The sequence below is a fragment of the Lawsonibacter celer genome (assembly GCF_014281125.1).
Lineage (GTDB): Bacteria > Bacillota > Clostridia > Oscillospirales > Oscillospiraceae > Lawsonibacter_B > Lawsonibacter_B celer.
Map to the genome: position 1 here is coordinate 366,542 of NZ_JACOEA010000001.1, position 12,427 is coordinate 378,968.

At 56.6% G+C, this 12,427-nt stretch carries 12 protein-coding genes; 9 read left to right on the forward strand and 3 right to left on the reverse strand.

From position 1 onward, the window contains the following. Window positions 1-12: 12 nt before the first annotated feature. The 9 genes from dxs to H9Q75_RS01790 all read left to right on the forward strand — a co-directional run bounded on the left by dxs (window position 13) and on the right by H9Q75_RS01790 (window position 9,537). Entirely contained in the window at window positions 13-1,878 is a 1,866-nt protein-coding gene (dxs, locus tag H9Q75_RS01750; RefSeq protein ID WP_186564993.1) for a 1-deoxy-D-xylulose-5-phosphate synthase, read from the forward strand. Next, entirely contained in the window at window positions 1,853-2,671 is an 819-nt protein-coding gene (locus tag H9Q75_RS01755; protein ID WP_186564437.1) for a TlyA family RNA methyltransferase, read from the forward strand. Before dxs ends, H9Q75_RS01755 begins: the two co-directional genes overlap by 26 nt. Then, window positions 2,668-3,531: an NAD(+)/NADH kinase gene (locus tag H9Q75_RS01760; protein WP_186564438.1), complete on the forward strand. Its 864-nt coding sequence runs from the start codon at window positions 2,668-2,670 to the stop codon at window positions 3,529-3,531. The genes H9Q75_RS01755 and H9Q75_RS01760 overlap by 4 nt, the downstream gene beginning before the upstream one ends. 3 nt (window positions 3,532-3,534) lie before the next feature. After that, complete coding sequence (locus H9Q75_RS01765; RefSeq protein ID WP_186564439.1) at window positions 3,535-3,987, forward strand: arginine repressor; 453 nt, start codon at window positions 3,535-3,537, stop codon at window positions 3,985-3,987. A gap of 41 nt (window positions 3,988-4,028) precedes the next feature. Beyond that, entirely contained in the window at window positions 4,029-5,729 is a 1,701-nt protein-coding gene (gene recN / locus H9Q75_RS01770; RefSeq protein ID WP_186564440.1) for a DNA repair protein RecN, read from the forward strand. 21 nt (window positions 5,730-5,750) lie between these two features. Further along, entirely contained in the window at window positions 5,751-6,134 is a 384-nt protein-coding gene (locus tag H9Q75_RS01775; RefSeq protein ID WP_186564994.1) for an SdpI family protein, read from the forward strand. Window positions 6,135-6,483: 349 nt separating this feature from the next. After that, window positions 6,484-6,897 (forward strand): C-GCAxxG-C-C family (seleno)protein, encoded by a 414-nt coding sequence (locus H9Q75_RS12750; protein WP_186564441.1) that lies wholly within the window; start codon window positions 6,484-6,486, stop codon window positions 6,895-6,897. A 2-nt stretch (window positions 6,898-6,899) separates the two neighbouring features. Further along, window positions 6,900-8,126 carry a tyrosine--tRNA ligase gene (gene tyrS, locus H9Q75_RS01785; protein WP_186564442.1) on the forward strand — a complete coding sequence of 409 codons (1,227 nt, stop codon included), beginning with the start codon at window positions 6,900-6,902 and terminating at the stop codon, window positions 8,124-8,126. Between the two features lie 217 nt (window positions 8,127-8,343). Then, window positions 8,344-9,537, forward strand: a complete 1,194-nt coding sequence (locus H9Q75_RS01790; protein WP_186564443.1) for an AI-2E family transporter — start codon at window positions 8,344-8,346, stop codon at window positions 9,535-9,537. Between the two features lie 45 nt (window positions 9,538-9,582). Here H9Q75_RS01790 and dapB read toward each other — a convergent pair whose 3' ends face one another. From dapB to asd, 3 genes are read right to left on the reverse strand one after another with little or no spacing between them, the layout of a single operon-like run. Next, window positions 9,583-10,347 carry a 4-hydroxy-tetrahydrodipicolinate reductase gene (gene dapB / locus H9Q75_RS01795; RefSeq protein WP_186564444.1) on the reverse strand — a complete coding sequence of 255 codons (765 nt, stop codon included), beginning with the start codon at window positions 10,345-10,347 and terminating at the stop codon, window positions 9,583-9,585. 29 nt (window positions 10,348-10,376) lie between these two features. Beyond that, window positions 10,377-11,267, reverse strand: a complete 891-nt coding sequence (dapA, locus tag H9Q75_RS01800) for a 4-hydroxy-tetrahydrodipicolinate synthase (protein ID WP_186564445.1) — start codon at window positions 11,265-11,267, stop codon at window positions 10,377-10,379. A 9-nt stretch (window positions 11,268-11,276) separates the two neighbouring features. Then, window positions 11,277-12,362 carry an aspartate-semialdehyde dehydrogenase gene (asd, locus tag H9Q75_RS01805; RefSeq protein WP_186564446.1) on the reverse strand — a complete coding sequence of 362 codons (1,086 nt, stop codon included), beginning with the start codon at window positions 12,360-12,362 and terminating at the stop codon, window positions 11,277-11,279. Window positions 12,363-12,427 lie beyond the last annotated feature (65 nt).

The window sequence follows — 12,427 nt, forward strand, 5'->3', positions numbered from 1 at the left end:
GTGTTTTCCATTCTGAATTTAGATGAATTCAATGATGATCTCAGCGCCCTGAGTGACGGGGAAGCGGCAGAGCTGTGCCAGCTGCTGCGGGCGCGGCTGATTGATACGGTCTCCCATACTGGCGGCCACTTGGCCTCAAGCTTGGGTGCGGTGGAGATGATTGTAGCCATTCACCGGGTTTTTCAAACAGGGCAGGACCGCTTGGTATTCGATGTGGGCCACCAGTGTTATGCTCATAAGATCCTCACCGGGCGAAACCAGGCGATGGAAACGCTGCGCACCTTTGGCGGGATCGCTGGGTTTCCAAAGCCCTCTGAGAGCGTGTGTGACGCCTTTGTGGCGGGGCATGCGTCCAACTCGGTTTCTGTGGCGATTGGAATGGCAAGGGCAAGAACTTTACAGCATCAGAATTACCATGTGCTGGCACTGCTGGGAGATGGAGCGCTTTCCGGCGGGTTGGCCTATGAAGGTCTCTCCGATGCAGGGGACAGCAAGGAGCCACTGATCGTCATTTTGAACGACAACGGCATGTCCATCACAAAAAGTGTTGGCGGCGTCGCTGACCATCTCGCGCGGCAGAGGCTGAAGCCTCAATATCTGCGCTTTAAAAAAGCCTATCATAAGGTTTTAAATATTCTGCCCTTGGGAGGATACTTATACCGATTCAACCACAAGGTAAAGACCGCAATCAAAGAGTCTCTGCTTCCCTGTAGCATGTTCGAAGATATGGGCTTTACCTATTTGGGACCGGTGGATGGCCACGACGTAAAGGGGCTGACCCGGCTGTTGGGATATGCCAAGGAACTAAATGGCCCTGTATTGCTCCATGTAAGGACTATAAAGGGAAAGGGATATACGCCTGCAGAGCGCAATCCAGATCAATTCCACGGAGTCGGACGCTTCTGTGTGGAGACGGGGGAGCCGCTCAAGTCCTCTGGAGAAAACTTTTCTTCTGTCTTTGGTCAAACGCTCTGCCAAATGGCGGAGAAGGATAAACGGATTTGTGCCATTACAGCGGCCATGCAGGGCGGGACCGGTCTGAACGGTTTTGCCCACCAGTTCCCGGAGCGTTTTTTTGACGTTGGGATTGCGGAGGGACATGCGGTGGCTATGGCGGCTGGTATGGCAAAACAGGGGATGCGCCCTGTATTTGCAGTCTACTCGACTTTTTTGCAGAGGGCGTATGACATGCTCATTCATGACATCGCGCTTCAGCAGCTCCATGTAGTGCTTGCCGTGGATCGGGCGGGATTGGTCGGAGAAGATGGAGAGACCCATCACGGCGTATTTGACGCGGCGTTTTTGGACACCATTCCTGGAATGACGGTGCTCTGTCCCAGCAGCTTTGCGGAGATGCGCTCCATGATGGCCTATGCGATTGAACAGGTGAAAGGGCCGGTGGCGCTGCGCTATCCGCGCGGCGGAGAGGGAGCTTATCAGGCGGACTCCGGATGTGCGAAAAGCGTGGTTCTGCGCGCGGGAAGCCGGATTACGCTGGTGGGATATGGAATCTTGATCAACGAACTCATGGGGTGCGCCAGACGACTGGATGAGGCGGGGATTCAGGCGGAAGTGATAAAGCTAAACTGCATTACGCCTGTTGATTTAACGCTTGTTGCAGCGTCGGTCGAAAAAACAGGACGCCTGCTGATCGCAGAGGACAGCGCGGCCGGCGGCTGTGTGGGTCAGCGGATTGCCTCCGGTCTGCTGGAGCAGGGGGTTTGTCCAAAGCGCATGGCGCTGGTGAATACCGGGAATGCTTTTGTGACGCATGGCTCGGTTCCACAGCTGTGGCGGCAGTGCGGGCTGGACGGAGAGAGTTTATATCATAAGGCTTTGGAGGTCTGTGGCCATGGCGGTGACGAAGAAAAGGCTTGATATCCTGCTGGTAGAGCGTGGAATGGCGGAAAGCCGACAGCGGGCTCAGGCGGTCATCATGAGCGGCCAGGTCTATGTAAGGGGTCAGAAGGTGGATAAGGCCGGTACGCCGGTGGAGGAGAACGACCCCATTGAGGTAAAGGGCCAGACGCTGGCATACGTGAGCCGTGGGGGGCTCAAGCTGGAGAAAGCCCTGAAGGTATTCCGGGGGATTGATCTAAAGGGAGTTCACGCTATAGACGCGGGGGCCTCTACTGGGGGATTCACAGACTGTATGCTGCAAAACGGTGCGGAAAAAGTGTATGCGGTGGATGTGGGATACGGCCAATTGGCCTGGAGTCTGCGCAGCGATCCCCGCGTCGTGTGCATGGAGCGCACCAACGTGCGTTATCTTACGGCGGAGCAGATTGCAGAGCCGCTGGACTTCGGCACGGTGGATGTCTCCTTTATCTCCCTGAAGCTTATCCTGCCGGCGCTGCGGGGCATCCTCAGACCGGGGGGCCAGGTCGTGTGTCTGGTGAAGCCTCAATTTGAGGCCGGAAGGGAAAAGGTGGGCAAAAAAGGCGTTGTCCGGGACCCGGCGGTCCACCTGGAAGTGCTGGAACGGTTTCTGGAGCATGCCAAAGAGGCGGATTTCTCTGTAAAGGAAATGACCTTTTCGCCAATACGAGGGCCGGAAGGGAATATTGAGTATTTGGGCCACTTGACGGCAGGCGCAGGGGAGACCTGGAAGGGAGACCTCGAGGCCCTGGTGAAAGAATCACACCGGGAGCTGGAGGGAGGTGTGCAATGAAAGTAGTGCTGTGTCCAAACCCATACCGGGACCGCGGACTGAAGGCGGCACGGTCTGCGGAACGGATTTTGAAGAATGCCGGCGTAGAGAGCGTCATGTGTCTGCCCTTTGCCGTGGAGGGGAATGGCGTCGACCTGCCGAAGCAGGTGGAGCTCAAGGATACCAGAACCGAGCTGAAACATGCGGATATGCTGATCTGCTTTGGCGGCGATGGGACTATCCTGCATGCGGCCAAGGATGCCAGCGTGTGCGGTGTGCCGATTCTGGGAGTCAATTTAGGAACCATGGGATTTATGGCGGAACTGGAGCAGAGTGAATTATCTCTCCTTTCGAAAATCGCAGTGGGGAAATATACGATAGAGCCCCGCGTAATGATCGATGTGTCGGTTCTGCGAGATGGGAAATCCGTGTTTTCTGAGTTGGCGTTTAACGACGCGGCGATTACAAAGGGCGCGGTGGCGCGTATGGTGGAATTGGAAATCTACGGAGATCATGTGCAGATCGCCAGCTTTTCTGCCGATGGAGTGGTGATCTGTACGCCGACCGGATCGACCGCCTATTCCATGTCAGCGGGCGGCCCGATTGTGGAGCCGACGGCAGAAAACATCATTGTCACGCCCATCTGCCCACACGCGCTCTCCGCCCGGTCCTTTGTGCTGGGGAGTGAGCGGCAGGTGGCTGTACGTCTGAAGCGGAGCAGCCGGAGGACGGCCTATTTATCGGTGGATGGGGGCCGGGCCTTTCATCTGACCGGCAGAGATACCGTGGAGCTTAAGATGTCGAAGGTTAAGACGAATTTGGTCCGGCTCATGGACCGTAGCTTCTATCAAATCCTCAACCAAAAACTCGGGAGGTCGTAAGGAATGAAAGCAAAGCGCCAGCAGGAGATTCTGCGCATTATCGAGGAGCAGGATGTAGAGACCCAGGATCAGCTGCTCAGCGAACTCCGAGCCAAGGGAATGCAGGCCACTCAGGCGACGATTTCCCGGGATATTAAAGAGCTGCATCTGGTCAAAGAGCTGACCGGCTATGGCACCTATCGGTATACGGTATCAGAGCGAAAGGCTTCGCTGAATTCAGCCGGGCGGCTGCGCACGATCTTTAAAGAGGGCGTGACCTCCTTTGATGTGGCACAGAACATTGTGGTTCTGAAGACCATGCCCGGACTTGCCTCTGCGGCCTGCGCGGCCATCGACGGCATGGAGATTTCTGATCTGGTGGGCAGTCTGGCGGGAGATGATACCGCGATCCTCATTATGCGGACCAATGAGTCCGCCCAGAATTTCTGCAATGAAATTCATAAGATGATGAAATAAGAAACCCTGAGAGGAAATTTTGCCCGGCTGGAGGTGGGGATATGCTCTCTTTGCTCCATATTGAGAATATTGCGGTCATCGAGTCGGCAGACATTCAGTTTGACAAAGGCTTTAATGCGCTGACCGGTGAGACAGGCGCAGGAAAGTCGATCGTGGTGGACGCCATTGGCGCCATTATCGGGGAACGTACCAGCCGGGATTTAATCCGTACCGGGGCCAAATCTGCCATGGTGAGTGCCGTTTTTACCCAATTGCCTGCCCTGAGCTGGTTTGCAGAGAACGGCCTTGGGCCGGATGAGGATGGAAATTTGCTGCTGCAGAGGGAGATCCAGCCGGACGGCAAAAACATCTGCCGTCTGAACGGCAGACTGCTCACCGTCTCTCAGCTGCGGGCGCTGGGACGGCAGCTGCTCAATATTCACGGCCAGCACGACGGCCAGCAACTGCTGGATGAGCGCTGCCATCTGTCCTATTTGGACCGGTTTGGAGGCATGGAGTCCCTGCTGGCCGCCTATCAGGAGGCCTATCAGGAGTTTCAGCGGATACTGCGGGAACGAAATGCGCTGGAGATGGATGAGGCAGAGAAATCACGGCGTATCGACAGCCTGACCTTCCAGATCGGCGAGCTGGAGCGCGCCCATCTCCAGCCGGGGGAAGACGAGGCCCTTACGGACCGGCGAAACCTGCTGCGCAATGCGGGAAAGCTGATCGAGGCAGTGGAGGGGGCCCACGCCGCCTGCTGGGGGGATGAGGATCGGGACGGTGCGGTGTCCCTGCTGATGGAGGCCGAGCGCACCCTTTCTTCCGCCGCATCCATGAGTCCGCAGGTGTCTGCGCTTCTGGAGCAGCTGACCGAGCTGCGCTGTGCCGCCGACGATGTGGCGGAGCAGGTGCGGGATTTGCGGGACAGCTTTGACTTTGAACCGGGAGAGCTGGATGAGATTGAGGGGCGGCTGGACGTGCTCTACCGGCTGAAAAAAAAGTACGGCCCTACTGTGGAGGAAATGCTGGATTATCTGGAGCGGAGCAAAAAAGAGCTGGATGAAATTCAATTTTCCAGCGACACGATTGCCCGCCTGGAAAAAGAGCAGGCCAAAGCGCTCCAGCTGGCCAGAGAGAGGGCACAGGCTCTTTCGGAGGCCAGAAGGGCAGCGGGAGATGCGCTGCAGCAGCGCATCCAAAGCGAGCTCAAGCAGCTGGATATGCCAAAGGTGCGCTTTCAGGCGGAGTTCCAGCCCAAAGGCGGGGAATATGCGCTGGATGAGACCGGTATGGATGAGGTTCAGTTCCTGATGTCCGCGAATGTAGGGGAGGACTTAAAACCCATTCAGAAGATTGCCTCCGGCGGCGAGTTGGCCCGCATCATGCTGGCCCTGAAAAATGTGCTGGCGGAGAATGACGACGTGACCACCCTGGTGTTTGACGAGGTGGATACCGGCGTATCCGGCCGGGCGGCCCAAAAGGTGGCGGAAAAACTGGCCGGCGTGGCCCGTACCAAGCAGGTGCTGTGCGTCACCCACTTGCCTCAGCTGGCCGCCATGGCGGATGTACATTTCTCAGTGGAAAAAGGGGAGCGCAAGGGAAGAACCTTTACAGAGGTGGAGCGGCTCTCCCGGGAGCGGCGCAAGGAAGAGCTGGCCCGGCTGACCGGCGGAGCCAGCATCACCCAGGCTCTTCTGGATGGAGCCGAAGAGCTGCTGGCGGGCGCAGAGCGGTATAAAAAGGAAATGGAACGATCCTGACCCTGCGGAGGGAGAAGTGTGATGACGGGCTTTTGGATATTTATGCTGCTGATGACGCTGCTCATCCCGCTGACCATGCTGGGCTTTGGGATCGTCTTCCGCAGGTGGGCGCCCCGGGAGATCAACGGGGTTTTCGGTTATCGGACGCGCCGGTCCATGAAAAACCGGGAGACCTGGGCCTTTGCCCACGCCTGCTGCGGCAGGTGGTGGAGGAGGGCGGGGGCCCTGATGCTGCCGCTTACCCTTGGGGCGATGCTCTTCTGCCTCGGACGGGGCGTTTCCTTCATTGGCATCTACAGCATGGCGGTGCTGGCGGTCCAGACCGCGGTGATGATCGGCAGCATCTTTCCCGTAGAGGCCGCCCTCAGGCGGACCTTCGACGAAAACGGCAGGCGGAGATTTTGAGGAGGAGCCCTTGACAAACCCGCAGCCGGATATTATAATGCACCTCGATATGACACTGCGATGAAAGGGAAGAGTAACCGGCCTGTGCCTGCACAGAGAGCCCCCGTTTGGGTGTAAGGGGGAGAGAGCAAGCCGGCGAATACCCCCAGGAGCAGCCGCCCGAACCGCCGATGGCGCAGTAGGGCTGTGTCGGGCGCGCCCGTTACAGCGCCGGAGTGTGTCGGCACTCCCAAAGCCATGGGTCGTGAGAGCCATGGGAACCAGAGGTGGTACCGCGTATCAACGCCCTCTGTCCCTAGGGACAGAGGGCGTTTTTGCAAGCAATCTGCAGAGGGAAAGGAAGATTACCGTGACGAGAGAAGAGCGAAAAGAGGCGGCTGTGGGATACCATGCCCAAGGCTATAATTGCTGCCAGAGTGTGCTGCTCGCCTGCCGCGACCTAACTGGAATGGATGAGGGGATGGCGGTGGCTTTGGGATATGGCTTTGGAAGCGGTATGCACTGCGGCGAGGTATGCGGGGCGGCGACCGGCGGGTTGATGGCCATCGGCGCTTGCATGCCGGAGGGGAGCCTCCAGATCAACAAGCCCAGGGCCCGGGCAGCAGCCCAGGAGTTCGAGGGGCAATTCCGGGAACAGTTTGGTACGCTGCTCTGCCGCGAGATCCTGCGCAGCAACGGAAAACGGATCTGTGATGCCTGTATTTCCAGCGGGGTGGACGGGGTTGAACAGATTGCAGAAAGAGTAAAACGAGGAGACGAGTAAAGATGACGGTTTACGAGGAATTAAAGGCCAGAGGGCTGATTGCCCAGGTTACCAATGAGGAAGAGATATCCAGGATGATTAATGAGGGCAAGGCGGTATTCTATATCGGCTTTGACCCCACGGCAGATTCCCTTCATGTGGGCCACTTCATGGCTCTGTGTCTGATGAAGCGCCTGCAGATGGCGGGCAACCGGCCGATTGCCTTGATCGGAGGCGGCACCGGCATGGTGGGGGATCCCTCCGGCCGCTCTGATATGCGCCAGATGATGACACCCGAGACCATTCAGCATAACTGTGACTGTTTTAAAAAGCAGATGGAGCGTTTTATCGAATTTGGGGACGGCAAGGCGATGATGCTCAATAACGCGGACTGGCTCCTCAAGCTCAACTATGTGGAGTTGCTTCGTGAGGTGGGCGCCTGCTTTTCCGTGAATAACATGCTGCGGGCGGAGTGCTATAAGCAGCGCATGGAGAAGGGCCTGAGCTTCCTGGAGTTCAACTATATGATCATGCAGTCCTACGATTTTTACCACATGTTCCAGCACTACGGCTGCAACATGCAGTTTGGCGGAGATGATCAGTGGTCCAATATGCTGGGCGGCACCGAACTCATCCGCCGCAAGCTGGGCAAGGACGCCCATGCCATGACGATCACCCTGCTGCTCAATTCCGAAGGGAAAAAGATGGGCAAGACCCAATCGGGCGCCGTGTGGCTGGACCCCAACAAGACCTCGCCTTATGAGTTTTATCAGTACTGGCGCAATGTGGGCGACGCTGACGTGCTGAAATGCCTGAGGATGCTCACCTTCCTGCCTCTGGAGCAGATCGACGAGATGGATCACTGGGAGGGGGCACAGCTGAACACGGCTAAGGAGATTTTGGCTTTTGAACTGACCAAGCTGGTCCATGGAGAAAGGGAGGCGGTCAAGGCGCAGGAGGCCGCACGCGCCCTCTTTTCACAGGGCGGTGACCGCTCCAATATGCCTGCCACCGCCCTGGAGGCCTCCGATCTGACGGATGGCGCCATCGGAGTGCTGGATCTGATGCTGAAGTGCGGACTGGTGCCCTCGAAGAAGGAGGCCCGCCGTCTGATTGAGCAGGGCGGCGTGGAACTGAATGGAGAAAAGGTCACTGAAGTGAGCACGGCAATCGCTGCCGACGCGCTTTCAGGGGAAGGGATCATCATCAAAAAAGGGAAAAAGGTATTTCACCGGGCATACTTGGTATAACGGAAGAGGGACGGCATCATTGGTATGTCGTCCCTTTTTGTACAAAAAGCTGTTGGAAATTCTTAATATAGTCTTAAAGGAATCGGTCAGAGTTTTCGTTGCGGAATGGACTGTGCTATGGTAAAATGACTTTGGATAAAGGGTGAAGAGCGGAATCAGGGAAATGTGCTTCTGCGGGGTGCCATGAGCAGCTGCCGCACAGAGAGGAGACCTTTTGGTGGACAGTGACAAAGACAAGAAACAGCAAAAGAAATGGTATATTCTAGATGGGCATTCCGTTTCGCTTCTCATTGTGCTGCTGGTTGCCATCGCGTTCTATGCAGCGCTTAACCATATTGAGGAGATCCGAAGCGGGTTAAGCATCTTTATGGGTGTGCTCCAGCCGTTCGTCGTGGGATTTGCGATTGCCTATCTGCTCAACACTCCGGTCTGCTTTTTTGAGCGGAGGGTGTATAAAGATAACCGCTTTCGCCATGTGCTCTCTATTGTAACTGTATATGTGATCGCGCTGGGCGTTTTGGTGGTATTGCTGAATCTGATTATTCCTCAGGTCATCCAGAGCGTCACCGATTTGGCCGTGAATATTGATTATTATCTGAAAGGGTTAAATGACTTGGTTCAGACGCTGACGAAGCGCTTTCAGCTGGAGGGCGAGGGAATCACAGATGTGATTGGTTCCTATCAGGATTTGATGAAGAGCATTACCGGCGCGGTTTCCAAAGCGCTGCCGGAGATCTTTGATTCCGTGATCGCGGTGGGAAGCGGCCTGATTTCGGCCATTACAGCGGTGATTTCCTCCATTTATATGCTGGCCGGAAAGGACCGCCTGGTCATGCAGCTCAAGAAAATTCTTTACGCCGTACTGCCGAAGCACCGCTCTGACCGGCTTCTGGAGATCTGCAGCCATGCAAACGGCATTTTTGTGGGTTTTATCAATGGAAAGCTGCTGGACAGCGCGATTATCGGGGTGCTCTGTTTTGTGCTGTGCGTAGTCATTCGGATTCCATACGCGGTCCTGGTAGCTATTGTGGTCGGGGTCACAAATATCATTCCGTTTTTTGGGCCGATTGTTGGTGCCATCCCGTGTTTGATGATACTGGTAATTGTGGATCCCTGGGCCGCTTTGCGCTTTCTGGTTTTGGTCATTGCGTTGCAGCAATTTGACGGAAATATTCTGGGCCCCAAGATTTTGGGCGACAGCACCGGCCTGTCCGCGATTTGGGTGCTGGTGGCGATTGTAGTGGGCGGAGGCCTGTTTGGGTTCCCGGGAATGGTGCTGGGTGTGCCGACGTTCGCTGTGCTCTATGCCCTGATGCGGGAATGGGTCAATAAGCGTTTAAAGGCAAAGGGAATTGACGGGAACGGAAAACCAAGGAATCCGGACAATAAGACGGAGTCAGAGGAAGAGTAAAAAGAGCTCTGCGGAAATTTCCGCAGAGCTCTTTTCTTTTCCGTTCTATTCACAATGGGCCACCAGATCAGACATGGAGTAGAGGCCGGGGGACTGTACGCCTGACAAGAAGCGGGCGGCCTTTACAGCGCCGGAGGCAAAGACTTCTCGGCTCATGGCAGAGTGGTGCAGTTCAATGACCTCGTCCCGCCCTGCAAAAATGACCTCGTGGTCGCCCACAATATTGCCGCCGCGGACTGCGGAGATACCGATGTCGTGCGGATCGCGGGGCCGGCGGACACTCTGGCGGTCATAGACGTAATTGGGCTGATAAGGGAGAGCGGAGGCCGCCGCATCGGCAATCATCAGAGCAGTACCACTGGGGGCGTCGACCTTTCGGTTATGATGGCGCTCTACAATCTCAATATCGTAATCCGCCCCCAGTACCGTGCAGGCCCGGCGCACCAAATCCAGTAGGACGTTGACGCCAAGGGACATATTTGCAGATCGGAAAATGGGAATATCTCTGGCTGCTGTATCAACTGCGGCGAGCTGCTGATCGGTATATCCTGTGGTGCAGAGCACTAGAGGCACCCGGCGCTCCAGGCCAAAGGCAAGCAGCGCGTCCAGGGCGGCAGGACTAGAGAAATCGATCAGCACGTCGGCATCCTGCCGGAAAGCGCTGGGGGAGGAGAAGACGGGAAACGTGTGCTCGCCAGCGCCCAGAACGTCAAATCCGGCGATAATCTCAAAATCCGGTTCGGCAGAACAGATGGATTCCACCACCCGTCCCATCCGGCCATTGCAGCCGGAGAGGATCAGCCTGACCATATTCCAACATCCTTTCTGATTCCAGGTGATCAGTCCAGCAGGCCGATTGCCTTCATGGACTTGCGCAGAGTTTCCAGAGGAGCGGGGGACATGTCGCACAGGGGCAGACGCAGCGAGCCGACCTGGTAGCCGGCCAGATTCATGGCGGCCTTGATGGGGATGGGGTTGACCTCCAGGAACAGCGCGTCAATAAAATCCATGTACTTCAGCTGCAGGGCGGAGGCCTCATGGAATCTGCCCTCCAGGCACAGATGGCTCATTTGGACCATCGCCTCCGGGGCAATATTCGCAGCCACTGAGATGACGCCCTTAGCGCCCAAACTCATCATAGGCACGACCTGGTCGTCGTTGCCGGACCAGATGTAAAAATCCTCCCCGCAGATGGCGCGGGTATGGGCCAGGAGGGAGAAGTTGCCGCTGGCCTCCTTGACACCGTTGATCATGGGATGCTGAGAGAGGACACGGTAGGTTTCGGAGGTGAAGGAGACGCCGGTGCGGGAAGGGACGTTATACATAATAATGGGGATCTCCGAGCGGTCTGCAATATGCTCATAGTGCTTAATCAGACCGGTCTGAGAGGCCTTATTGTAGTACGGCGTCACGTGAAGCGCGGCATCGGCGCCGGAATCCTGCGCATGCTGGTTCAGGTAGACGGCGGCGGAGGTGTCGTTGCTGCCGGCGCCGGCAATCACCTTTACCCGGTGATTGACTCTCTTGACACAGAATTCCACAACCGCGATATGCTCCCGAATGGAAAGCGTCGCAGATTCTCCGGTAGTGCCGCAGACACAGATCGCGTCGAGACCGCGCTCAATATGTTCATCAATCAGGCGGCCGAATACGTCGTAGTTGACGGCCCCGTGCTCGTCAAAGGGCGTGATAATGGCGGAACAGGTTCCGGTAAAGACAGGCTCTTTCATAAGATTGGATTACCTCCTTGTAATATAGCCCTCGGCACACAGCAGCTCGGCCAAAAGGACTGCGCCGCCCGCCGCACCGCGTAGGGTGTTGTGGGAAAGACAGACGAATTTATAATCGTATTGGACGTCCGGCCGCAGACGGCCGATGGAAACGGCCATGCCGCCCTCCAGCTCCCGGTCTAGACGGGTCTGGGGCCGGTCCTCCTGCTCAAAATAATGAAGGAACTGCTTTGGGGCGGAGGGCAGATTCAACTCCTGCGCCCGGCCTTTATATTCCGCCCAGCGGGCTTTTATTTCCTCCACAGGAGGCTTTCGCGTAAAGCCGGCGAAAACGGCGGCCATATGGCCATTGGTCACGGGGACCCGAAGACATTGTGCGGTGATCGAGGGAGCGCAGGCGTTTACGATCACGCCGTTTTCCACATGGCCCCACAATTTCAGGGGCTCCTGCTCGCTTTTTTCCTCTTCGCCGCCGATATACGGGATCATATTGTCCACCATTTCCGGCCAGGTATCAAAGGTTTTTCCGGCGCCGGAGATGGCCTGGTAAGTACACACCAAAATCCGCTCCAGCCCAAAGTCACGCAGCGGATGGAGGGCCGGGACATAGCTCTGCAGAGAGCAGTTGGACTTGACGGCAATAAAGCCGCGCTGAATGCCAAGCCGTTTTCGCTGAGCCTCAATCACATGCAGATGCTCAGGATTGATCTCGGGTACGATCATAGGCACATCCGGGGTCCAGCGATGAGCTGAGTTATTGGAGATGACCGGACATTCGTGGCGGGCATATGCCTCCTCCAATGCCTGAATCTCCTCCTTTTTCATATCTACAGCGGAGAAAATGAAATCCACCTGCTGGGCGATCCGTGCCACATCGGTATCTGCGTTTAACACCCTCATATTTTTTACCTGCTCCGGAAGAGGCGTGTCCAGTGCCCAGTGAGCGCGCACAGCCTCCTCATAAGTCTTGCCGGCGGAGCGGCAGCTGGCGGCAATAACGGTCAGATCAAACCAGGGGTGCTGCGTCAGCAGCGTAATAAAGCGCTGGCCCACCATGCCGGTACCGCCAATTACCCCGACTCGATACTTTTCCATGACACAGTCCCTCCCACGTTCGTTAAACTATCCTATTCCTGCGCCCGGCGGTTGGGGACGGTCCA